Here is a 24,067-nt window from a genome sequence, read left to right on the forward strand (position 1 = left end):
GGCACCACCATGTACAAGCTCGCCCCTTTAAGTGCCGCTATCGTCCTGGCCCTGGCCGGCCAGGCCATGGCCGACGACAGCAACTCGAACCAGTCCCAGAACGGTAACCAGAACATCGCCGAGGTGAGCCAAACCCTGGCTCCCTTCGCCTCGGCGACACAGAACCAGAGCGGCAAGGGTCACAATCACATGGCCCTGCAGGACGGCAGCACCAGTGACATTCAACAGAGCGCCACCGGCTCGTACAACGCCGGATACGGTGAGCAATACGGCGAGAACGGCAGCCAGATCCAGCAACAGGCAGGCGGCAACTACAACGATGCCTTTGCCAGCCAGTCCTACGGCGAAGGCAATCAGACGCTGCAGGTGCAACAAGGCAGCGAGAACCGCTCGACCATCTGGCAGGACATGCAGATGGGCAGCCAGGCCATCACCGGACAGACCGGCCAGCGCAACGAAGCGTTCGTCGAGCAAATGTTCGGTGGCACCAACAACAAGAGCGTGATAACCCAGGACGGTGCCGACAACTATGCGGCCGCCGAGCACCTGAACTACCTCGACGGCAACGTCCAGATCTATCAGGAAGGCAAGGAGAACTGGGCCTACGGCGACCAGCGCGACGGCACCGGTGGTGCCATTGGCATCAACCAGTATGGCACTGGCAACTCCGTGGAAGTCTGGCAAGACAACCAGATCGGCAGCCAGGCCAACGTCAGTCAGAGCGGCCAGCTCAACGAAGGCTATATCGACCAGAGTTTCGGCGAGGGCAACGTGGCCAACCTGTATCAGAACGGCAAGGGCAACGCCAGTTGGTCGGATCAGTTCGAGACCACCAACACCGTCGCCACCATTTCCCAGACAGGTAACAACAACCTGCACTTCACCTACCAGGAAGGCGACAGCCACAGCCTGAGCGTGACCACCAACGGTAACGGCAACAAGATCCAGGCGAGCAACTGGAAAGGCGACAAGCTCGGCGGCCAGTTCGGTGCCCGCCAACGCGCCGAGATCAACCAGAACGGCAATGGCAACACCGTCAATCTCACCCAGAACGACTCGGACAACCTGGCCCGCCTGAACCAGAAAGGCACCAACAACTCGATGACGACCGACCAGGCCGACACGTACAACGAGTTGTACTTCGAGCAAAACGGTACTGACAACGTATTGATCGCGTCCCAACGCGGCACCGACAACTATGCCTACGGCGAGACCAAGGGCAACACCAACACCATCACCCTCGACCAGTCGGGTACCGGCAACCAGAGCTACACCTATCAACTGTATGGGAGCGGCAACGAAGCCACCATCAAACAGACCGACACCTACAACGTGGCCTACGTGACCCAGGGTGGCCAGAACAACAAGGCCTTCGTCGACCAGAGTGGCGCTAACCAGAACGCCACCATCAGCCAGTTGGGCAGCGGCAACACGGCTACCGTGAACCAACACTGACCCCTTCCCCCTTTGAACCGCGGTGCTTCCTCTCCCTGGTGCCGCGGTTCCTTTTTTGCAAGCCACCCACACAGCGCCCCCCCAAATGTGGGAGCGCGTTTACCCGCGAATGGTCCAGCCGCACCAGCAGCGTTAGAATGACCACTCCCAACCGCCGATACCAGCGTAATGATCCAGTCCGATCTCGACCTGTTCGGTCCCCAGCCGCAACGCCTGGCCGCCCACACCGTGCTGCTGCCCGGCTTCGCCTTGGCCGAGATGGAGCCTCTGCTCGACGCCTTGCGCCCAGTGCTGCGTGCCGCACCCTTCAGGCACATGCAGACCCCAGGTGGCCAGCACATGGCGGTGGCCCTGACCAATTGCGGGGCGCTGGGTTGGGTCAGTGATGCGAAGGGGTATCGTTATACCCCGACCGATCCGCAAAGTGGCGAACCCTGGCCGGACCTGCCCCAGGTGTTACTAGGCCTCGCCCGGCGCGCAGCCGAGGTCGCGGGGTTCGAAGGTTTCGTACCGGATGCGTGCCTGGTCAACCACTATTTGCCCGGCACCCGGCTGAGCTTGCACCAGGACAAGAATGAACGGGATTTCAGCCAACCGATCGTGTCTATTTCACTGGGATTGCCCGCGGTGTTTCTGTTGGGCGGCTTGCTGCGCTCGGATCGGACCCAACGGGTACCACTGAGCCATGGCGATGTGATGGTCTGGGGTGGGGAGGACCGGCTGCGGTTTCACGGGGTGATGCCGGTCAAGCCCGGGGTTCATCCGCGAATGGGCGAGCGGCGGATCAACTTGACGTTGCGCAAGGCGGGTTGACGCCGCTGGTCGAACCCCGCTTTGGCAGACCTGTGGAAGGATTGGCACTGCTGGCTGAAGCGGCACACACCCGGCTCGGTGCCAGGGTCAGCGTCATCCCTGTGGGTGCGGCCTTGGGCCGCTCCACAGCTGCAGTGCACGGCACTCGCCTGCATGCCGGCTCACTGCTGCTGATACTGGCTCAGGTACTTGTCCACCTCAGCCTTGCCATTGCCGGCCTCCCCCGCCACCTGCCACAAGCGCCGCTCGATCCCTTGCGCCAGCAGGTGCCCCACCGCCGCTTCGATCGCCGACAACACGCACAACTGCGCCGGTTCGTTGGTGGTGTACCCCACCTCTGCCTCGAGCAGCTTCTTGAATTCGATGAACTTGAACACTCCAGCATTGCGCCCGACCGAATAGATCGTCTTGCTGGTCATCACATTGGCCAACACTTGCCCGGTACGCACATCCACCGCCCGCAGGTTGACGGTCACCTGGTCGACCCGGTACTCGCGGGAGATGTCGATGCCCAGGTAGCGCGCGCCCTCGCCGCCGCTGCGCACGTTGGTGTCGTAGGCGATGATGCCGCCTTCGAGCATCAGGTTGGCAGCCTGCAGCGGTGGCAGCTCACCCTGGATGTTCTCGGGCACGTCCGCCTTTTTCTGCGAGGCGCGAATGATCTTGCGCTCGGTCAGCAAGTTCTGCAGGCCTTCACGCTCCAGCACCACGAACCAACCACTGGCATTCAGGGCATCCATCAGCATGCTGGCGGCTCCCTGGGTCACGCTGGTGGAGAACGAACTGGCCGGGGTTGGCTTGTACTGGCCCGTCTGGTCACGGAAGCCGTATACCACAGCCATCAGCCGTCCTTTGGGGCGCGGCATGTTGATCAGATCGTAGTAGGTCGAGGCCCTGGGCGTCAGGGTCGGGGTCTCGGAGTCCTGTTCGGCCGGCATCGGCTCGCGCAGGCTGCAACCTTGCAAGCCTTGCAGGGCGGCGAGAATCAGCAGTGTGCTCAGAAATCGTTTCATGATGCGCTCTCCCCAAAATCGAAAACCTGTCCCTCTCAGGGGTTCAGGCCGCTGACCTCGATGATCGACGTCTCTCCCGTGGCGCGGTCGGTGACCTTGATGCTCAGGGCACCCGAGTCGTCGATCACGTCGATCAGGAAGGAATCGGTGGACATGCTCCCGGTCTTGCCGTTGCTGATGTTGTCCAGCAGTTGCGACAACATCCGCGACTCCAACTGGTTGCTGAAGCGTTCCAGGGCCGAGGTACCGCCGAAGGCTTTGCTACGGTCCTTGAGGTCCGGGTCTTCGTAGTCGTTCTGGGCCTGGGCATTGTTCAACAGCCAGGTGCCGTTGAGCGGGTTGCCGCCGAACGCGGGGTTGACCGGGGTGTACACCAGCTCCGTGGCCTGGCTGGCCAAGGCACAGGCCGCCAGGCACATGGCGACGCAACGGGGAACATGGGTGTTCATAGCTCATCCCTCTCCAGATCAGTGGTGTCCTGCAGCAGGCGTTGCAACTTGCGTTGGATGATCTGCTGCTTGACCAGGTCGGCGGCCGCGACGGCCTCTTCTTTGAGTTGGGTGGTATTGGGTGGCAGAAAACGCCGGTACAGCACCTCCCGTTCGTACTCCACCGTGACCAGGCTGCCCCACCGGGCATCCGGGCGTTCGCGCACCACCAGGTTGAAATCCAGGCGGCTGGTAGCGCGCAGCCGGTCGGTGAAGTCGTTGTAGAAGTTGTGGCCGATGTGCGAGATGGTGTTATCGACGATGAACCCCATCATCTCGTCCTCACCACCGGCCTGAGCCAGCGGGCCTGCCAGCAGCAGACTCAGGTACACGGCTGCCAGGCGGGTCATGGCGCTTCTCCCCCACCGGCGTGGGTACGGCTGCCGCCAGCGCTTTCACCGAAGGACTGTTCGGCGACGAACTGCCAGTCGCTGTAATGTTCCAGCCCTTCGAAGGCTGACCATTGGCTGTCGAAGCCCGAGCGCTTGAAGGGGGTCGCATCCGAACGACTGAACACACCGGTGATGCGCCCATCGATCGAGCGCAGCAGGCCCCAGTCGGCGGTGCCGGTCACTGGGTCGGGGTACAGCTTGCGGATGTGCCGCTTGGCTTCGGGGAAGCGGTTGTCCTGCAGCAGGTCGGCCAATTCCTGTGGGTACTGGGCCAGGCCAGGAGACGCCCGGTAGTAGCTGCGCAGGGCCTGGGCGTATTGGCCACCGACCCACAGCAACTGCCGTTCGCGCTCACGCTGGGCGGCGCTGGACCACACCGTGCCGGTAGCGGCCAGGGCCATGCTGCTAACGGCAATCAGCAACAGTACGCCCAGGTAGGTGAAGCCTGCGCAGGCTTTACCATTCGGCATAGAGGCTGCCATCACGCGCCCTCCCTGTGGCACCACTCTTGATATCCGCCACGCCGCCCGCGACGCCCTCCGGAGGGGGCACTAGCTGCCAGGCATCGCTGCGTTCGGTGATCGGGTCGACCGGGGTGTTGCGCAGGTAGCGTTGCTCCACCAGTTGCTCCAGGGATTCTGGGTAGTGCCCTGTATCGCCGTAGTAGTGATCCAGCGCCTCGCGGAGCACCGCCAGGCTCTGGCGCAATGTTGCCTCGCGGGAGCTCTCCAGGCTGTTGAAGTAACGCGGCATGGCGATGGTCATCAACGTGGCGATGATCGCCATCACCACCAGCAGTTCGATCAGGGTGAAGCCGCGGCTGCGTTTCATGGCGTTCACCATTGCCCGTAGGGGATGTCGTTGAGGCCTTTGCCACGGGCCTTGGAGTACACATCGAACACGTCCTCGCCTGGGCGGGGGTTGTCCGGGTCGCTGTCGTAGGCTCGCAGGCCCCAGCCACCTTGGTCCTGATCCTTTGCCGCGAGCATCGGGTCGTGGGGGATGCGACGCAGGAAGTAGAACTTGGCCCCTTTGGCGCTGCGCACATCGCGCACGCCGTCCACCAGCACCTGCAGGCTCGGCGGATAGCCGCTGGCATTCAATCGCTTCTCGATATAGCCGGCATCGAAGGCGCGCTTGTAGGCGTCGATGCCGTCGCGGATCTGGTACAGCGCTTCGCGCAGTTGCTGCTCCTTGCCACGGCGCACCACGGTTTCGGTCAAGGGCGCCGCCATGCTGGCGAGCAGCCCGAGCAGTGCCAGGGTCAGCACCACTTCGATCAGGCTGAAACCTTGCTGATGGCGTTTCATGGCCGTGGGCTCGCCTTGGTTGGCATGCCTGCCATTTGGCTGTCGACCACTGGTGCATCGTCATCCTCGGCCGGGGTCTCGCTCGGCGCTTCGCTGGACGGCAGTGGTTGGCGCATCTGGCGAACCTGCATCGCCGACTCGGTGCCGGTGCCGAATTCCATGTCCGAGGGGCTCTGGTACGGCAGGTTGCGTACGATGCGCGGGGTGATCGCCAGCACCAGCTCGGACTTGCTCATGTCATCTTTGTTGCTGCCGAACAAGCGGCCCAGCCCCGGAATGTCGCCAAGGCCCGGGATCTTGTTACCGCTGGCGTTGTGGTCGTTGCGCACCAGACCGGCCAGCACCTGGGTTTCACCGTCGTGCAGGCGTAAGCTGGTCTGGGCGTTACGGGTATCGACCTGGACCGGAATGGTGCCCTGACGGGTGGCCTCCAGCGGCGTGGCGTTGCTGACCTCGAGCGCCACCTTGATCGCCACTTCGTTGTTCAGGTGCACTGTCGGCTGGACTTCGAGCTTCAGGCCCACATCCAGGTAGGTAACGCTTTCGGTGATGACCGGGCCTTGGGTGGACGGCACCGAGGTGGCGCTGATGATCGGTACCCGCTGGCCGATGTGGATACGCGCCTGCTCGCGGTTGCTCACGCGGATCACCGGGCTGGCCAAGGTGTTGATGTCCTTGTCCTGGGCATTGATCTTGGCCTGGGGCGCCGGCGAGATACTGATGCGGCTGGAGTCGATGCCTCGCAACTGGTCCAGCACGCTGACCGACTTGCCGTCATCGGTCAGCACGCCGAACGTGTTCGGCCATTGCAGGCCGAGATCGAGGATGCGTGACCGGGCCACTTCCATCACCTCCACTTCCAGCACCACCTCTGGGTTGGACTGGTCCTGGGACTGCAGCAGCTTCTCGGCCATGCGGATGGCGTCCGGGGTGTCACGCATGGTCAGGGTGTTCAGGCGCTCGTCGACGAACACGTCGCGGGTCTTGAGCATGGTCTTGACCATGTTCAACGCGGTGTTGGCGTCGATGCTGGTCAGGTAGAAGGTGCGCATGACCAGTTCCTGATAGTCCTTGGTCTTTTGTGGCGAGTCGGGATAGACCAGCAGCGTGTTGTCGTTGACGATCTTCTGGCGCAGCTGGTTCTGCTCCAGCAGCAGGGCCACGGCATCCTCGATGCGCACCTCACGAACGAAAATGGTGGCTTTGATGTCCGGGCGCAGGTCTTTGTCGAAGATGAAGTTGATGCCCGCTACCTGCGACAGCACCTCGAAGATGGTCTTGAGGTTGGCATCGCGAAACTCAAGGGTCACCGGGCGTTCGAGCTTGCTGCGCAGCTGCGGGAACGGCTGGGCGGTGCGGGCCTGGACGTTCTCGATGTCGCTACGCAGCATGATGCCCTTCTGGTTCTGTGGGTCGAGGCGCAGCACTTCACGCATGTAGCGCTCGGCGCCGAACAGATCGCCCTGGCGCAACGCGGCCTGGCCCAGGGCCACGCGGTCATCGAGGGTACGCATCAACTCCAGCTGGCGGATGCCTTCCTGGGCGCGGCGGTTGTTCGGCTCGATGGTGAGCACCCGGCCATACCCCAACCGGGCGCCAGCGAAATCGTGGCGGATGCGGTCGGAATCGGCCTGGCCCAGCAGCGCCTCGACCGCGGCCTGGCGCCCATGGGCCAGGGCGATGTTCAGCTCGGTGTCGCGCGGGTCTTCGCGCAGCGCCTCTTCCAGGCGGGCGATACCCGCCTCGTACTGGCCTTCCTTCATCAGCTCGGCGCTGTCCTTGCGTACCGCACTGGAGCCACACCCTGCGATGGCCACGCACAGGGCCAACAGCAAGAACGGAGCAGGCTTGCACGACTTCGATGGCTTCATGGTGCGCTCCCGACAGACAAGGTCTGCGACTGATGCAAGGGCAGGTAGACCAGGTCCAGCTCGTTGGCCGAGACCCGATCGAGGCGGTAGGTATCGTCAATCACGTCGCCCTGGCGCACGACGTAGAGTTTTTCGCCGCGCTGCAGGAAGATCTGCAGGTCGTCGCGGTCGCCAAGGCGTCCAACGAACTGGAACGGCAGCTCGGGTGCGGTCGGGGCAACGGCCACGACAGGCGCTGCCTGGACAGGCTGTTCGGTGACAATGGCCAGGGCCTGGGGTCGGGTCCATTGCTGGCTGGGGAACAGATCTTTGGAAGCGTGTTCTGGTGTGATCGCCACCCTTTCGGTTGCGACCTGTTTCGTGCCCGTCGTTGGCGCCGGCTTGCCAGCGATGGAGTCTGACGCCTGGTCTTCGCCGAACCAGTGCCCAGGCGCCCAGGCCAGGGCCGCCGACACCCCGAGAAAGCCGATCCACATCACTGCGCGCTGAGTGTTCATCACGACCTCGACAGATAAAGGGTCATGCGCAGGCGGCCATTGAGCTCGCGGTCGCCAATGCGTTTGCGTTGCAATTCAAGGTCTTCCAGCACCAGGGTCGGCAGTTGGTTGAGCAAGCCTTTGAGGAAGCCGCGGATCTGCAGGTAGCTGCCACGTACCGGCAGCACGATCTGGTAGCGTGCCAACTGGGTCTTGGGGTCGATGCCCAGCGCATATTCGCCTCGCGCCAAGCTGATGTGCTCTGCGCTAGCCAGGTGGTACATGCGCTCGATCAATGCGCTGGCCTGGGGCTGCCCTGGCAATTGCTGGCGCAGGCTGTCGAGCGCCTGTTGCTCAGGCTTCACGGCGATTTTCAGTTCGCCACGCTTGACCCGTTCCACCTGCGCACTGGCATCGGCCTCGTCGGCGCGCAGCTCGCGCACGGTTTGCCATTGCGGCAACAGAGCGCCAATCGCCATCGCCAGGGCCAGTGTGCCAAGGGTCATCGCAGCAAGTCCCACAGGACCGAATCGGCGCAGCTGTTCGTGAAGTATCAGACTAGGGACGCGCATGGCCGGTCTCCCAGGTGGCGGTCAGGGTGAAACGCACGGGGTGCTCCGGCTGGCCGGATACCACTTCGTGGTTGAGCAGCGACACGTCGCTGAGCTCGGCGCTGGCTTCCAGGCGCTGGTGGTACTGCAGCATCGCCTCCAGGTTGCGTGCCTCGGCGGCGATGCGCACCTGGCCTTTGCGGGCGTCGGGGGTCAGGGTCAGCAGCGCCACGTCTTCCTGCGGCTGCGCTTCGAGCATGCTGAATAGCTGCTGCCAGGGGCGTTGCAGTTGCTGTGAGACGCTGCGCATCTGCGCCAGGCGTTCAGCCTGCTCGCGGCTGGCGGCGCTGTTCTGCGGGGCGGCGGTGGCCGGACGGCGGCCCAACTGCAGCTCCAGGTTGTGCACCTGGGCCTCCAGGGCGATCTGCTCGGCCTGAAGCTGTTGCAAAACCAGCAGCAGTGCGCTCAGCAGCACACCGCCCACGGCCAGTAGCGACCACGCCAAGGGCCCGCTGCGCCGGGGCTGGAACTCCAGGTCGAGGCGGCGCATGTCAGGCCACCGCCCGCCACATGGCGCACAGCGGGTCGGCCTCGCTGGCCGGCTGGCACAGCTGGACCGCCTCCAGTTGCGGCACGTCGCCCCGCCCCGGCGCGTGCAGGTAGACCCGTGGCGGATGCTCGCCGTACAGCTCGCAAGTGCGCTCGATCAGCGCTTGCAAGGCCTGGTCAGTGTCGGCGCAGCCTTGCGCGAGCACCTGCTGCCAGGCGCCACCTGCGGCCAACAGCAGCACGCTGCGGCGCGGTTCGGCCAGCACGAACAGAAAGTCCCCCTGTTCCAGCCGCGCCGAGCAGCGGTTGTAGGCGGCCATCAAGTAAGGTTGTACCGAGCGCAGGTTCAGGCGGCTTTCCCGACCGAGGGCCTGCAGTCCTTGCAGCAAGGCCTCCGGCAGCGCGGTGGCGATACGGGCGCTGCCGGCTGGCTCTGGCGACAGCACAATGCGCCAATCCTCTAGCGACTGCCCGTAGAGGTTCTCGAAGCACGCCCGGGCGTAGGCATCGAGCTCACGCGGATGGTGGATGGCATCGCTCCAGGGCACCAAGCAGAAGCGGCTGTAGCGGGCCGACAGCAGTACCCGTAACGGTGCTCCACGCACCGCATGCTCGGCCACCAGCCCGGCCAGCGCCTCCAGGGCAGGCACCCAGTTCGGTTGGGCGGCGTCGCAGCTAAACTCGCGGCTGCCGAGCCATTGGTGGTGGTTGGCGTGCCAGCGACCCAGGCCGACACCTTCGGCGCCAAGCACGGCGCAGAAACGATCAGATGAATGTGACACGGTTGATCTCCTCAAGGGTGGTACGGCCCTCGCGGACCAGGTCCAGGGCCGACGCCCGCAGCAGGCGCAGGCCGCGCTGGCAGGCCAGCGACTTGATCTGCGACACGGGGCGGCGTTCGACGATCATCTGCCGCAGGTCGTCGTCCAGGTGCAGTAACTCGGCGATGGCGCTACGCCCGCGATAGCCACTTCCACGGCACTGGCCGCAGCCCTGGGCGCGCACGAACGACCAACCGACGACCGCTTCCCTGGTCAACCCCGAGGCGGCCAGTGTTTCGTCATCTGGTTGATGGGCCGTGGCGCAGTGGGGACAGGCCAGCCGGATCAGGCGCTGCGCGAGCACGGCATTGAGTGCCGAAACGAAGCTGTACGGGTCGACCTGCATCTGGCTGAAGCGGCCGATCACATCGAAGACGTTGTTGGCGTGGATGGTGGTGAACACCAGGTGCCCGGTAAGCGCCGATTGCACGGCGATCTGTGCGGTATCCGGGTCGCGAATCTCTCCGACGAGGATCTTGTCCGGGTCATGACGCAGGATCGAACGCAGCCCGCGGGCGAAGGTCAGGCCCTTTTTCTCGTTGACCGGTATTTGCAGCACACCCGGCAGCTGGTACTCGACCGGGTCCTCGATGGTGATGATCTTGTCCACCCCGTGGTTGATCTCGCTGATCATTGCGTACAGGGTGGTGGTCTTGCCGCTGCCGGTGGGGCCGGTGACCAGAATCATGCCGTAGGGTTCGGCGGCCAGCCGGCGCAGGGCGCGCAGGGTTTCGTCGGCAAAACCCAGGGCCTGCAACTGCACGCCGCTGACGTGGTCGGACAAGTCTTGCTTGTCGAGTACCCGCAGCACCGCGTCTTCGCCAAAGATGCTGGGCATGATCGAGACCCGGAAGTCGATCTGCCGCTCGCCCACGGCGACCTTGAAGCGGCCGTCCTGGGGGACGCGCTTCTCGCCGATATCCAGCTCGGCCATGACCTTGATCCGTGAGATGACCTGGTCGGCGAACGCACTGCCGCTGGCTTTGCCGGCGCCGTTTAGCACGCCGTCGATGCGGTACTTGATCGTCAGGCCCTGACCGGTCATGCCCAGGTGGATGTCACTGGCATGCTGCTTGAGGGCATCGTACAGCGTCGAGTTGACCAGCTTGACCACGCGACTCTGGTCTTCGCTGATGCTGGCCAGCGACAGGCGTTGCAGCGGGTCGCTCTCGTTGCTGGCCTCGTTTTCGTGGCCCAGGGCATCGACCGCGTGGAAGCTTTCTTCATGGCGGGCCAGGAAAGTGGCCAGGTCGGCAGCGTGGGTCAGGTACAGTGGCGCACCTTGCAGAATGTCGTCGATCCAGGCCAGCCGGGCCGGTTCGAAGGGGTCGGCGAACACACCCAGGCGCTCCCCGCCCTGCTCAATCAGTACGAACTCGCGTTTCAGGCACTGGGCCAGGCTGACCGTGTCGAAGCAGGCGGTGCTGGCCAGCAGCGCCTGGCTGCCCAGCACTGGGTAATGCAGGGTGGCGCCAAGGCGACGGGTGAAGGTATCGGGGGCATCGTTGGCCAGGCGTTCGAGGCAGGTAAGCAGGCGTTCACCGCAAGCTTGCTGGCGGGCCTGGGCCAGGAGCTCACGGGGGTATGCAACCCATGCCGAGGTGTCCGCCGATTCGGCGCCGTCTCGGCGTGCAAAGCCGTCCTGTGGGAGGGGGTTTACCCGCGAAAGGGCCGGTGCAGGCTCAGAGGCTTCCTTGGCTGTATCGACGACATCGGTCATGGCCTGCGACTCCGCTCAGGGGCGCGTCGCTGGCTGCTTCAGTCAGGGCCGCGGGCGCCGCTATTCCCCGGTGAGCAGTTGATCGTCGTCAGGTTCTGGAGGCTTGGCGCCATGACGGCGGCGATCGGCCAGTACCCAGCTGCCATCGTACAACTGCAAGGGGAACGATTCGTTCCTGTTCTGGCGTCGTTCGACGAACCCTTCGGCTGGGTGGTCCGTAGCCCTGCGCTGGCGTTGCATGCCCATCAGGTCGAAGATCACGCGGGCCAGTTCCGCCAATGGGAACGGCTTGAACAGGACATGGGTCACTCCCAGTTCGGCGGCTCGCTCACGGACCTCAACGGTCGGGTGGGCGGTGATCAGCACGAAGTGGCATTGCCTGTTCTTCTCACGCGCGCTCTGCAGAACCTGAAAACCCTCCATATCGGGCAAGCGGTAATCCAGCACGATCACATCCGGCGCCAGGCTCTCAGCCAGGCCAATACCGCTGGCACCGTCGTGGGCAACATGGACTTCCAGGCCTTGCGCCTGCAAATACGACTGCAGGTTCTGCGCAAGGGTCTGTTCGTCATCGACTACCAATACTCTGTTCACCAAGGTCGACTCCCAAGAACTACCCGGTTACCCAGTCTGCGAAGTGCGGCCTCGATAAGGCTTGAGCAGGCTTCGTGCCAGGCGTGAAGGGTCATGTTGCACCACTGTAAGTCATTGATTTGGCAGGCGTGTTTCGAACGCTTCACGCCAAGGATGTGCTCGGTTCCCCACTTCCGGGGGAGGTGATGGCACATTGCCAAGCCGGGTTTCCCCAGCATTGGGGAAACGCTACTGCCGGGCTCAGTCGGCGACCTCCACTGTAGCGGAATCTCGCAAACGTTGGCGCACGGCTTGCCGCGCCTGAGCTTGCAATTGCTCGATGAGCGCGGCCCTGGCCAGTTCCAGCCCTTGTTCCGGTATGACAGAAGGGTTATCACTTTGGTTCTGCGTTCCTTGCAGTCTTTGTCGATTGGCTCGGTAGAACGCCTCTACTTCGGGCTTGCCAGGCTCATCGACGACGCTTAGCTGGGCATAGACCTGCTGCGCGGCCAGTTCGTGACGCACGTAATCAGCGTAATTTGCCCTATCGAACCCCGCCTCTGCCAGCTTTCGTTCGAACACCGCCGGGCTGCCGAACGCCGCTTCCAGCTGGCTGACCTGAGCCGATACCTCCTCGTCGCTGATGACGATGCCGCGTCGTTGGGCTTCCTGCCAGAGCAGTTCCTTGTCGATCAATTCATCCAGCGCCTGGTCGCGAAGGCGCTTGTACAGGCCCGGATTGCGGATACTGGTCACAGCCCTGCCCTGGGCATCCAGGTATTCGCTGAAGTAGCGCTCCAAGCGCATTACACCGATTTCCACACCATTGACCCGCGCCGCTGGTTGCTCTGCCCAACCGGTGCTGGAAAGCAACCATAACAGCGCCAGCATCAGCATACGCATGGCCACCTCCACTCAAGGCATTTCCGGCAACGGCCGGTACGGGGCAACGGCGGTGAAGCGCGGCCCAGGCAATGACACGGCCACCACATGAGCGCCCGCCATGCCTTGGCGACGACCGGGGCCGAAGTTGAGGGCCGGAGTGAGGCCCGTGTTGACGTCATGCAAACCTTCCAGCGCCACCACCAGTCGTTCGCGACTAGCGTCGCGACCGATTTGCTTCAAGGCGTCGGTCAACAGGCGCAAGGCGCACAAGGTGTTGACCTGCAGCGAAGCCTGGCGCGGGTCCAGTCCCTGGCGGCGTTGTACGCCGGCCAAGGTCGCCAGGCCGTTCTCGGTCCAGTCATCGGGCACGAACGGATAGGCCAGGAATACACGCTGCGACCATTGCGCTGGCAACTGCGCCACAGCGCCCGCCACCTGACTGGAGGCCGCCAGCAAATAAGGATCGCGACCGGCTGCCTGCAGTGCACTGGCCAGTTCGGTGAAGGCCTGCGCACGACCGACGAACACAATGCCCTGCGCCTCCAGCGCCTGGCCGGCGAACAACTGCGCAGGCCTGGTAGCCCAGCCCTGCTTGTGCAAGCGTTCACGTACCTGCTCGGCCAAGGATGCCTGTTCGGCGCCGGCGTAGACCACCTGCAAGCCATCGGCAGGCACACCCAGGGCCGTCCGTGCGTGCTCGGCCAGGCTCAATAACTGCGCGGGCAACCCTGGTAGAGGGTCGAATATCTGCGCGCTGCCGCCGCTGCGTGGTGTGCTGCCCACCAACGGCACACCACGCTGCTCGAGCGCAGCCACCAGCTGTTCATCGAGCATCGGTGCCAAGGGTGAAATCAACGCGAACACCTGCTGCTCGTCCAGCAGGCGTTCGAGTGCCTGGCTGGCGCTGGAGGGATCATTGCCTGGGTCCCGCACCACCAGCTCTAGACGCCGGCCGTGGATGCCACCCTGCTGGTTGAGCTGTGCCAGGCCATCCTCAATGACGGCGCGCACCACATGGCCAGCGTCGGCCAACGGCCCGCTGCCGGGCAACAGCGTGCCCAAACGCAGCACGTCCTCCTCGACACCAGGGTCGCGATCGTCGCTCAGCCGCTTCAGGTAGGCGGTCAGGTTGCGCTGGTCGGCCAAGGTCAGTTCGAAGCGTGGCATTGCCGCGTCCAGGCGGTTGCCAGCAGGGTCGATACCCTGCTGGATCGCGCGCGCCAGGGTGCTGTCGGTGTAGGCAGGGTAGCTACGGCCATTGGTTTGGCGCTCGCCTTGGCCAAGCCCCAGACGCGACCAGTCCAGGCTTGGTGGACGAACTCCGCCTTCGGCGCGGCCACGCCCATCGGCACCGTGGCAACTGGCGCAGGGCAGCACGTGGGCCGGCACGGTCAGGCCACTGGCACCGACCCGCGCCAACAGCTGGGCTTCGCTGCTGGAAATGCCTTCGCGGTAAAGGCGCTTGCCGGCCTGCTCGTGCTCGGTCAGATCCAGGGCCTGGGCGCAGAAACTCGATAGCAGGCTCAGGCACAGAACGCCTCCTCGCATCGCGCTGAGCGCGGATGTGGGAGTCAGTCGGAACGAGAGCGCGCACTGCGGCCCCTTCGCGGCACAACGCCGCTCCCATAGGGAATGCGCAGGCGTGGCGACCATGAACAGTCGGCGCATGGCCAAGAACACGGGGCCGCACATGGTGTTCACCGACCTGCAAGGGGTTGGGCCAACAGCTGCATACGCTGGGCGATGGCCACTGGCGGTGCGTCCGGACGGATCTTGCTCCAGCGTTTGCCTGCCACATCCCCGGCAATCAACTGGGTCGAATGCTGTTCGGGGCTAGGCAGGAACTGGCCGATACGCCCCAGCACCAGGTCGACACTGGCCTTGTCACCGGTCAGGAACAGCCAGTTGGGGCCATCGACACCTTGCTTACGGGCATAGGCCTTTAGCGCAGCAGGCGTGTCGTTTAGCGGGTCGCTGCTGATGGAGATGAAAGTCACCTGGTTGGCCAGTTCCGGCCCCATGGCGGTTCGTACCTCCTGCAACTTGCGAGTGATCAGCGGACAGGCGTCGTTACAGTGGGTGAAGATTACGTTCAGCATCACCACCTTGTCCTTGAGCACATCACTGTAGAAGCGCAGCGCGCGACCGTTCTGGTCCACCAGCAGGGTGTCGGTGAACCAGGTGTGGGCGTCGCGGGTGCCGCCGCCACTGCTGTACGCGTGCGGTGCCGGTTGTGGCGCCGGGGCATCCGGCGCATGGCCGTCGTGAGCCAACGCCACCGAGGTGAGGATCCACAGGCAACCGACAAGCATCAGCCAGTCGAAACTACGCATGCCGCAACGGCGAGAGGTCAGGCTGCTCATGGTTGCACCTCGGACTGCTCAGGGTTGGCGGCGATCGCCGTGCTCTTGGCGTGCACCCGGCGGGCGCTGAGGCGGTTGATTTCCTCGATCAGCACGGCCGGGTCGGTAAAGCCGTAATAGCGCGTCCAGTGGCCGCTGCGACCGTCGCCTACCAGAATCAGGGGCGGATGCTGGCGCAGGTCGGCGCTGAAGCTCCCCAGGCCCTTGAGGGTTTCGCTGATGGCATAGGGCGAGCCGGTCAGCCAGCTCCAGCCAGGCCCATGCTGGAAGGCCTTGGCATAGTCGCGCAGGCGCTTGGCGTCATCGCGCTGGGGGTCGACGCTGATCGACACCAGTTGGATCTCCTCACCTACGCGGCCGCCCAGTTGCTGCTGCACCTTGCCCATGATCGAAGACACCACGGGGCACACCGTGGTGCAACGGGTGTAGATGAAGCCCATGACCACCAGACGCTCGCCCACCAGGTCTGTCTCCAGGCGCACCGGCATGCCGTTCTGGTCCAGCAGTGCCACATCGGCAAAACGAACGCTGGCCTTCTCCTGACGCGCAGCCGGAGGTTGCTCGGCGGCACCGCTGTGGTCGTGGCCGGCGTGGGCCTGCGCGAGGTTGCTGGCCAGGACCAGGCTCAGGGCAAGCACTTTGCAAGCATGCAGGCTGTTCATCGCACACTCCTAGTTTCAGCTTCAGGGGCTTTTGACACGGTGGCCGGCAGGACACGCAGGCTGGTGTAGTTTTCCTCGGCGAACTTGCGACCCAGCGAAGGCGACTGGACATGCAGGTACCAGGCGCCCGCCTCGGGCAGGTTCAGCGCAGCCTGGTAGACCCCCTCGCCCACTTCCTTCAACGCCTCGGTGCGCGGCATTGAAGAAGGTGCCAGGAAGTAGCGCAGGCTCAGGTCGCTCAACCCTTCGCGTGGCTTGCCGTCATCGCCGAGAATGCGTACCCGAGCGGTGAACGCGCCCTGTTGCGCCAGAGGTTGGTCGGTGCCGATGAATTCGGCATGGGCACCCTTGCGTCTGAGCGCATTGGGAGCGCTCGTCACATCGGTACTGAAGCAGTGGATGATCTGCGGTTGGTTGAGCAGGAAGGCGACATCGAACTTGCCGGCCGCCGGCAGTTTGACCGTCGAACCATACACACCCGGCGCCAGTTCGCGCAGGCTGCGGTCGATGACGATGGCGGCGCGGGCCTGGTGGCCCCGGTTGTTGTAGCCGGACATAGGGGCATTCATGCCCTCGGCATAGAAGTAGGTGGTGTTGTCTACCGGGTTGACCACGAACACCGAGTTGTCATCGCGTGACACCGACAGGCCTTGTGCGAGCGGCAAGTCACCCGCCTGGCGCGGCGCGGCGGGGCCGGCTTCGAACCCCTGGGTGATTGGCTCACGTCCCTCGCCCAGGCTGCTGAGGTTGATCATGCTGACTTTGGGCGAGGCCAGGCCGCGCACATAGGCATAACCTTTGGTGAAGGTCATCTGGTACGGTTCGGCTGCGACTGGGATGCGGTGGACCAAAACATCGGTACTGGCATCGATGACCAGGGCCTGGCTCTCCAGCGTGTTCAGCACGATGCCGTAACGACCGTCGCTGCTAAAGCGCATCGGTCCCAGGCCCTGCTCTGCCTTGATGATGTGGCGCAATTGATGACTGCGGGCATCGAACACCCGCACCGAGCCCTCCTTGCCATCGACCACATAGATCGCCTGGGACAGCTGCGAATAGGCCACCGAAAGCGGGTGCGGGCCTACCTGCAGGGTCTTGAGCAGGCGCATTTCGGGGATATCGATGATGCTGAGCGTGCCGCCATCGCGGTTGGTGATGAAGGCGTAGCGCGAGTCGCCGCTAAACGCGATTTCGTGGTGGCCGGAACCGGTGGCGAACGATTTCAGCGTCGTGCGTGCGGGTATGTCGATCACGGTCACCCCGCCTTTGGCCGGGTCGTCGCTGTTGTTGCCGACCCATAGCCGATGCTGGTCTGGCTGCAGCGCAACGCGCACAGGCTGATCGCCGGCGTCGAGCGTTGCCACGCGGGTGAAGGTTTCAGTGTCGATCACCGCCACCTTGCCGCGCTCTGGGATCGACACGAACACCTGTTTGTCGTCACCCGTGGCAGTCCAGTCCATCGGCCGCCCTGGCAGTTCGATGCGCGCCAAGGTACTGGTCACGCCGCCGACCGATACGGTAGGGTCGATCACGGTCAGGCTGGCGTCCTTGTTCAGCACGAGGAGGAAGTAGCTGTTGAGGTCGAGCAAGGGCCTGGCACCGATGCTGCTTTTGAGGAACAGCGCCACCCTCGCCTTGCAGCTGTTGTCACGCTCGCCGCTGGGTGCCGACTGGGCCGGGTCGATCCAGGCACCCGGCGCCATGCCCGACAGCGGCTGACCGCTGGTCTGGTCGCTCACCTTGAAGCGGATGTTGGCGAAATCGCCCTCGCGCAACTCGCCACCGGCCAGTGGCCGCGCCTCGAACTCCACGGTCACGCCGTCCCGGCTCATCCGGTGCAGGGCCTGCTCGTCGGCAGCCTCTTGCAACAACTCGCGAGGGTCGCACCAGAGCTTCTCATACGCAACGCCCAGGCCGATCAGCGCAACCCCCAGCATTACCCCCATCAAAGCAGGGCGAGTCTTCTTGTTCATGCTCGCGTTCCCCTCGTCACTGCGCTGGCGCCGTCGTCGGCGGTGCTTCGTTGGTTACCCGCAGGATGCCCCACAGCCCGGAAAGGTTGCCGTAAGCGGCATAGTCGCGGAACAGGTAGTCGCCTGGTATGGCATTGGCGCCCCCGGCACTTGGCAGCATGAAGCTGAAGTGCGCGGCTGGCAGCACACTCTCCTGGGCACCTATGTACATCGACATCGGGTTGTAGCCGAAGCGGACCGATCCGATCCCCGGCAAGCTGCTCGGGTAGCCATCGACATCGTTCTTCTCTGCCTGGTACGCGTGCAGTGGCCACAGATGCCCGTCCAGCTGGTAGGTCATGCCTCGGCTGCCCCCACTGGGCATGACGATGTGGTTGCGCACCGCCTGGCCAGGCTTGGCATACAGCACCGGGGTCAGCGGGTCGCCACCGACCAGGGCGTTGCTGTAGGCCATGTGGGCATTGGGCACGTCACCAAAGCCCAGGCCATCGGCGCGGCCGAACGGTGAGTCCGGGGCCATGCCGAAGCGCAGCCACAGCGGTTCGGTCTTGTAGTTGACGGCCATGTTGCCGTTGTCCTGGGGATCGCCCGCCGCCCCATTGCCCTCGGTGTTGATGCCTTCCACTGGACGGCCATCAGCCCAACGCATGTTCAGCGCTCGTTGCCAGACCGTGACGAAGTCGCGGTAGTCCGGCTGGCCAGAGACCTTCACCGTGGCCTGGGCGCGGCTGGCAGTGTCCTCGGTCCAGGTCGCGGTCTGCGGCAGGATGCTCATGGCGCCCACCAGTCCTTTCTGCGGCTGTTTGATGACGTCCGAAGGGGTCAGGTTGAGGCCACCGAACTCGATGGGGGTGGTGTTGATGTTGTCCACCGTGCGCCCCAGTTGCAGCGCCGGCTTGCCCTCCCGTTCCAGATGCCCGGCGTAGTACTGGTACACCTTGGTCGGGTAGGCACCACTGGTACCAGTGCGTGGTGGAACGGTCTGCACCGGGTTCAGGCCCACGTTCACGCCATCGGACTTGGTGATGTCATAGGCCAGCAGTTGCGCGTGCAGGCCCACATGGCTGGACGGACGCATCAGGTTGTTGGCGAAGGCTGTGGAACCTTCGCTGTCGAAGCGGTCGCGCTTGACCACGTTGTGCATCACGGCGGTACTTGGCAGGTCTGGCATCACCAAGGGCAGACGGTTTTCCAGGGTGATGCTGATGCAATCGCCTGCGTTGGCGCGCAGAATCAGCGGCTCCACCGGCACCCCCGCCTTGAGCTTACCGGTGGTGGCGTCCAGGTCGGCCTTGCGCACGTACAGCACGGCGGTGGGGTCATGCAGCGGTGCGCTGTGGCCACCGATGGTGAAGGTCCCTCCGTCCTCCGGATCGACACCCGAGACTTGCGCGATGCTGGTCCTGCGGCTGTTGAACACCAGCGTGCCGCCATTGGCCTTGAGCGGTCCGCCGACATGCTGGCCAATACCGGCAGGGTCGTTGATGCTGACCCCGTTGCGGTTTTCCAGAATGTCGTTGGCCAGCGCCGCAACGATCTCGTAGTTGCGCTTGACCGTCGTACGGGTGCCGATGCCATTGGGGTTGGCGGTGGTTTTCGGGCAGATACCGTCAAAGTTCACCGTGTTACGCATCGCCACCGGCTGTGGGTTGTTAGGCAGCGGGTAGAGGTCGGCGCGTTGGGCGGTATAGTTGCGCATGATGCCCCAGATGCCGTTCCAGTAACCCTCGAGTGCCGCATCGAGGGAGTACAGATAATCGCCATTGGTCGCGGCAGAACTGGAGATCATCGACACCGGCGCCATGAAGCCCAGCTGCTCGGAAATACCGATCATCTGCGAGGACTTCCAACCCGAGTTGGAGCTGTTGCCGAAGCCGCTGCCGTTCTGCAGCCACTTGACACCGTGCAGAGTGACGTTGTGCTCCTCTTCATGCCCACCAGCGTGCATGCGCAGGCGGACGTTGTCGCCCGAGTAGGTGCGCAGCATTGGGGTGAACGGGTCGCCTGGCTCGCTGCCAGCCTTGTTGATGTGCGGCGGGAACAGCGTGGTGCCACCGGTAGGCCCGACTGCCGAGGTGATCGCCGAAGGCGCCAGGTTCATTGCCGGAATCGCGCGGTCGGTCCGGCTTTGCAGGGCATAGCTCAGGTCGCCGCCGAGGCCGTCGGCCTGCATGCCACGCTTGCCGTCCGGACCGACCTTGTTCGGGTCGAACACACGCAGGGCAAGCGGCTCGTTGCGATAGTTGACGACGAACATGCCGGGGTCGTCCACGGAGATCGCCTGCGGGCATGGGCGGGTCGGGCAGCCAGGGTTGATGCCGCCGCGTTCTTCGACGATCGCTTCCAGCAGGTTCGACGCCTTACCCCGCACTGGCGGGTTGATGGCGTAGCGGAAACTATCGCCGGTAGCCGGATAGGCCTGACCATTGGGGATGCCGTCGGGACCGGCACCTACATACACGCCGGCTTCATAGGCATGCTGGAAGTCGCTGTACTCCAGGAAGAACTCGCGATAGCTGTCGTTCTTGCCGTCCCCATCGTTATCCCCCGTCTGGATTACTGCCTGCCACGAGGTTGGGCCGCCGTCCTGGCGCAGGGCCGGGTTGTACAATTGCTCGCCGGTTTCGGCGTGGTACCAGGTGGACCCTGCGGGTTCGGCCAGCACGGTGGCGTACAAGCCCAGTTGCTGGTGGGTCGATGGGCCGAGGTGGTCGTGGGTGAAGATGGTGCCCAAGCCACGGTCGACGTTGTACACGTTGACCAGTGGGTCGGCGAACCAACGCTGCATTGCCGAGCGCGCGCCGAGCCAGTCGGCCCTGCCGAAGCGACCGAAATACGGATGTTGCTTGGCTTTCGGGCAGGCAGCGGTGCCGTCCCGCGCGTCGCCTTCACTGCAGTTGTTGAAGGAACGGATGGCAGCTATGCGCTCGACGACGCTGCCAGGCGAGAGAATGCCGTCTTCATAGTTCCAGCCGTTGGCCGAACCATCGGCCGCCGTGAGATCCCATTTCGGTAAGTGAATGTGCTGCCCGATCACATCGGTCGGGGTACGTACCTGGTAGTCGTCCATTTCATAGAACGACGGGATCAGGTTGGTGTGCGTGTACATCGTGCAGTCGAAGGTGTTCATGCGCATCACCAGCGGCTCGGGTGGACGCTGCTTGGTGATGACCGGCCAGGCGTCCTCCCAGAGTGAGAGAATACGCGCCTGCGGGAAGTGGTAGCCGACCTTGTTGTACACCGCGTCGAACTGGATGTTGGCAGCTTTGTAGATACGTGGACGGTCGGCGGTGAAGGTGGACGAGCCGCGGAAGCTCATGCCCATCAGGCTTTCACCACTGAAGAAATCACCGGGGCCCGAGGTTTGGGTCAGGCGTTTGCCTCGGTCATCCATGCACGGCTCATAGAAGGGTGCACCCGCGGTTGGCAGTGCACCGTTGGTGCGAAACGCCTTGGCAACCGGCTGGCTACCGGGGATGAGCGCATAGCTTGGGTGTTCGGCCTTGGCGTGGAACTGCATGGCCGCCTGCTCGACGTCGGTACCTTCTTCCGGCAAGTAGATGGGCTTGGCCTTTTCAACCACCTTGGAGAAGTCCAGCTTGGTCATGGTGGTGACAGCCTCGCCACCTGCGGATACGCCGTCGAGTGCATGGCGGCCCAGCCCCCCGTCCCAGCCATCGACCTGGTTCGGGTCGAGGTTGGCCCACAGGGCCTTGCCGCTGTCCTTCAGTTGTCGGGCCAACGCCGGGTCGAGCATGTCCAGCGGTGGGGTCGGTGGCCGTTGGCCCACACTGCTTTCCATGCCGCCGATCCAGAACGGATAGCCGGGGTTCTTCAGTGTGCCATCGGCGTTGCGGTTGGCCTCGGTACGGTCCACCAGTGCCAGTGAGCCCACCGCCTTGGCTACTGCAGGCTCATGACCATGATCGTCATCACCCTCCTCTTGACCCTCGTTTTCTTCCTGCCCAGCCACCAGGGACTCGGACAGCTTTGGCACCACCACGACCTTGCCTGGCATCGGCGCCATGGCCTTGCCCGGGAGCGGCACGATGGCCGGAATTGGCGTACCGGCGACAATCTCGCCGTCAGGCAAAGCACGGGCGCCCGCAGCGGGTTTGCCGCTGCGCAAGGCGAATGGCGTGCTGTGGTAGCCGCTCTCGCCCTGCCCGCTGACCTCCAGGCGCGTGCCTTCCTCGAACACATCGTGCACCCGCCACATTGCCCACATGCCTTGCGCGAAGTGTGGGTAGAAATGGCAGTGGTAGATGGCATCGCCTGCCACACGGTTACGGTTGCCCGAGCCACCGTTGGCGATTTCGTAGGTGTAGCCGATACCCGGCCCGATACCTTGGGCATCGATGTAGTCGGAGTTGTCGTCATTGGGGTTGAACAGCCACTGGTGCCCGTGCAAGTGGAAAATGTGCTGTTCATGACCGTTATGAGTGTTGCGGAATTTGGTGAAATCACCGATGTAGCTGTGGTGCACGTTGGCCGGCTCCGCCGGGTACAGCGCCATGCTGGCCTTGACGCCGATGGCACTGGCCGGTGGTACTTCGCCTGGGCGGATGTGCTCCAGGCCAACGTTGGCCGGGACATCCACCAGGGTACCGATGTCTCCTACGGTATGGGCGCTCAGGAAGAACTCTTCATACGCGCACGACAGGCAGTCGTGCATCGGCCCAACGCCCAGGCGATTGGCCACCACCTCCGCGCCCATGCCGCCAGAGCCATAGTTGATCATGAACGAGTCGCGGGCCGGCTCCAGCACATGCCCCATCACCGGGTCGGCCCAATAGCCAGGAAACGCCTGGGTGCCTGCGACTTCATCGGCAAACTGCGAGGCGAAGTCGCGGAAGGCTTCCAGCCGGTTGGGCAATGCCGGGTTGCGTTTATTGATGCTTTCCAGCGGGTAGGTCGAGCGCGGGAAACTGCCGTCCGGGTTGGGCCCCATGACGATCGCATCGGTGTCGCTGCTGAGAATCTCGTTGCCGTCGACCATGGCGATGATCGGCTTGCCGGCCTTGCCTTCGGCGATCCAGGGTTCGACCTGCGGGTATCGCGCTTCGTAGTCGATTACCGGCTGGCCGGTGGCAGTACGCCCCGTCGTGGCCAGGCGCATTTCCTCTTCAGTCAACGTGTTTCGGTAAGTACGACCCAGTTTGGGTACCACCACCACCTGCCCGAACAAGCCGTTGGCAACATTGCCAGCGGCACCTTCGCCGCCAAAGGTCGCGGCCTTGCTGGTGGCTGCAAATGCGCCTTCACGCTCGGCATACAGGGTGTAACTGCGAGTACTGCCGGGCGCAACCAGGAAATTGCCGTTACGACCGGTGTTGGCAGAGATGTCGGCAATGCTGTTGACCGCCTGCATGCCATTGACCTGGAAGCCGACCAGTCGCTCGGCGACCTGCTCATCGGCAACGAAACCTTCGCCGCCTTCATTCTCGACCTGGTTCTCGACTTCCGCCTCCCCCTCGCCTTCAGGTGCTTCCACATCGAAGCCATGTTTGTTGGGGTTGGCCTTGTAATCGAGCAGGTTGGTCAGGTTGACGGTCAGGCAATCACCGGCAGCCACCCGCAGCACGATCGGCCGCGGGCGCTTGTCCGGGCGCAGGGTGACCTTACCCGGTACGGCCGCACCGCCATTGCTGAGCGGTACGAGGTTTTCATCCACCACATCCTGGCGGAGTGCGAACATCATGCCGTTGGCGTTTTGTGCGCCGAGGCGGTTGAACATCAGGGGCTGGTCCAATGCCACCACGTTGGCGACCAAGGTGCGCTGGCACTGCACCGCCGCTTCGCTGGTAGCCTGCCAACCGAAGACGGCCAGCACGAGTGAGGTCAGGACAGAGCCTTTGATCGGGGTCGACATGCTGCACCTCCGGGACACAGGTAAACTGCGAGGAGACGGAGCAAGGTGTATGCCATTTGGTAAAATGGCAGTATTTTCAATTACTTGAACAATCTACCGAACGGTATTGGGGAGGATTCCCCACCCCTGTTCCCCCAATTGGGGGGAACCGCTGGCAAGCGCCAGTTGGACTCAAGGTGCTTTCGCTTCCTATTCAGTACATATCGCCGCTGGCAAATCTTGCGTCGGCCCTTGCGCAAGCCCCCCGGAAATCTGCAGGATTACACGCCGCCCTTCTTCA

General features: G+C 63.8%; 21 protein-coding genes. 2 read left to right on the forward strand and 19 right to left on the reverse strand.

What is annotated here, in order from left to right; translation table 11 throughout:
* Positions 1–9 precede the first annotated feature (9 nt).
* Complete coding sequence (locus IF103_RS12350) at positions 10–1,455, forward strand: curlin-associated protein (protein WP_023380643.1); 1,446 nt, start codon at positions 10–12, stop codon at positions 1,453–1,455.
* A gap of 168 nt (positions 1,456–1,623) precedes the next feature.
* Positions 1,624–2,268, forward strand: coding sequence for a DNA oxidative demethylase AlkB (gene alkB / locus IF103_RS12355; protein WP_104881743.1), 645 nt, complete (start codon positions 1,624–1,626; stop codon positions 2,266–2,268).
* A gap of 161 nt (positions 2,269–2,429) precedes the next feature.
* Here alkB and IF103_RS12360 read toward each other — a convergent pair whose 3' ends face one another.
* The 19 genes from IF103_RS12360 to mnxG form a co-directional block, all read right to left on the reverse strand.
* A complete protein-coding gene (locus IF103_RS12360; RefSeq protein ID WP_023380645.1) occupies positions 2,430–3,281 on the reverse strand; it encodes a CsgG/HfaB family protein in 852 nt (283 codons plus the stop codon).
* 35 nt (positions 3,282–3,316) lie between these two features.
* Complete coding sequence (locus IF103_RS12365) at positions 3,317–3,730, reverse strand: curli assembly protein CsgF (protein WP_023380646.1); 414 nt, start codon at positions 3,728–3,730, stop codon at positions 3,317–3,319.
* Positions 3,727–4,119: a curli production assembly/transport protein CsgE gene (gene csgE, locus IF103_RS12370; protein ID WP_023380647.1), complete on the reverse strand. Its 393-nt coding sequence runs from the start codon at positions 4,117–4,119 to the stop codon at positions 3,727–3,729. Before csgE ends, IF103_RS12365 begins: the two co-directional genes overlap by 4 nt.
* A complete protein-coding gene (locus IF103_RS12375) occupies positions 4,116–4,643 on the reverse strand; it encodes a type II secretion system protein (RefSeq protein WP_027906923.1) in 528 nt (175 codons plus the stop codon). The genes csgE and IF103_RS12375 overlap by 4 nt, the downstream gene beginning before the upstream one ends.
* Positions 4,618–4,992: a type II secretion system protein gene (locus IF103_RS12380; protein WP_023380649.1), complete on the reverse strand. Its 375-nt coding sequence runs from the start codon at positions 4,990–4,992 to the stop codon at positions 4,618–4,620. Before IF103_RS12380 ends, IF103_RS12375 begins: the two co-directional genes overlap by 26 nt.
* A gap of 5 nt (positions 4,993–4,997) precedes the next feature.
* Positions 4,998–5,471 carry a type II secretion system protein gene (locus IF103_RS12385; protein WP_023380650.1) on the reverse strand — a complete coding sequence of 158 codons (474 nt, stop codon included), beginning with the start codon at positions 5,469–5,471 and terminating at the stop codon, positions 4,998–5,000.
* Positions 5,468–7,342, reverse strand: coding sequence for a secretin GspD/PilQ domain-containing protein (locus IF103_RS12390; protein ID WP_023380651.1), 1,875 nt, complete (start codon positions 7,340–7,342; stop codon positions 5,468–5,470). The genes IF103_RS12385 and IF103_RS12390 overlap by 4 nt, the downstream gene beginning before the upstream one ends.
* On the reverse strand, positions 7,339–7,839 hold the full coding sequence (locus IF103_RS12395) for a hypothetical protein (RefSeq protein ID WP_023380652.1): 501 nt from the start codon (positions 7,837–7,839) through the stop codon (positions 7,339–7,341). Before IF103_RS12395 ends, IF103_RS12390 begins: the two co-directional genes overlap by 4 nt.
* Complete coding sequence (locus IF103_RS12400) at positions 7,839–8,390, reverse strand: GspMb/PilO family protein (protein ID WP_027906922.1); 552 nt, start codon at positions 8,388–8,390, stop codon at positions 7,839–7,841. Before IF103_RS12400 ends, IF103_RS12395 begins: the two co-directional genes overlap by 1 nt.
* Positions 8,377–8,919: a PilN domain-containing protein gene (locus IF103_RS12405; protein ID WP_023380654.1), complete on the reverse strand. Its 543-nt coding sequence runs from the start codon at positions 8,917–8,919 to the stop codon at positions 8,377–8,379. Before IF103_RS12405 ends, IF103_RS12400 begins: the two co-directional genes overlap by 14 nt.
* A gap of 1 nt (position 8,920) precedes the next feature.
* Positions 8,921–9,700, reverse strand: a complete 780-nt coding sequence (locus tag IF103_RS12410; protein WP_023380655.1) for a hypothetical protein — start codon at positions 9,698–9,700, stop codon at positions 8,921–8,923.
* Entirely contained in the window at positions 9,684–11,459 is a 1,776-nt protein-coding gene (locus IF103_RS12415) for a GspE/PulE family protein (RefSeq protein WP_027906921.1), read from the reverse strand. The genes IF103_RS12410 and IF103_RS12415 overlap by 17 nt, the downstream gene beginning before the upstream one ends.
* Positions 11,460–11,519: 60 nt before the next feature.
* Complete coding sequence (locus IF103_RS12420) at positions 11,520–12,056, reverse strand: response regulator (protein ID WP_027906920.1); 537 nt, start codon at positions 12,054–12,056, stop codon at positions 11,520–11,522.
* A gap of 237 nt (positions 12,057–12,293) precedes the next feature.
* Positions 12,294–12,935 (reverse strand): SurA N-terminal domain-containing protein, encoded by a 642-nt coding sequence (locus tag IF103_RS12425; RefSeq protein ID WP_023380658.1) that lies wholly within the window; start codon positions 12,933–12,935, stop codon positions 12,294–12,296.
* Between the two features lie 12 nt (positions 12,936–12,947).
* Positions 12,948–14,585, reverse strand: a complete 1,638-nt coding sequence (locus IF103_RS12430; RefSeq protein ID WP_484586384.1) for a cytochrome c/ABC transporter substrate-binding protein — start codon at positions 14,583–14,585, stop codon at positions 12,948–12,950.
* 29 nt (positions 14,586–14,614) lie between these two features.
* Positions 14,615–15,280 (reverse strand): SCO family protein, encoded by a 666-nt coding sequence (locus tag IF103_RS12435; protein WP_104883879.1) that lies wholly within the window; start codon positions 15,278–15,280, stop codon positions 14,615–14,617.
* Positions 15,277–15,942, reverse strand: a complete 666-nt coding sequence (locus tag IF103_RS12440) for an SCO family protein (RefSeq protein WP_023380661.1) — start codon at positions 15,940–15,942, stop codon at positions 15,277–15,279. Before IF103_RS12440 ends, IF103_RS12435 begins: the two co-directional genes overlap by 4 nt.
* On the reverse strand, positions 15,939–17,915 hold the full coding sequence (locus IF103_RS12445) for a cytochrome D1 domain-containing protein (RefSeq protein ID WP_202675353.1): 1,977 nt from the start codon (positions 17,913–17,915) through the stop codon (positions 15,939–15,941). The genes IF103_RS12440 and IF103_RS12445 overlap by 4 nt, the downstream gene beginning before the upstream one ends.
* Before the next feature lie 16 nt (positions 17,916–17,931).
* Positions 17,932–23,787 (reverse strand): manganese-oxidizing multicopper oxidase MnxG, encoded by a 5,856-nt coding sequence (mnxG, locus tag IF103_RS12450; protein WP_202675354.1) that lies wholly within the window; start codon positions 23,785–23,787, stop codon positions 17,932–17,934.
* Between the last annotated feature and the right edge of the window lie 280 nt (positions 23,788–24,067).

The organism is Pseudomonas sp. SK2 (assembly GCF_016772395.1).
In the GTDB taxonomy this organism is placed as follows: Bacteria; Pseudomonadota; Gammaproteobacteria; order Pseudomonadales; family Pseudomonadaceae; genus Aquipseudomonas; species Aquipseudomonas taiwanensis.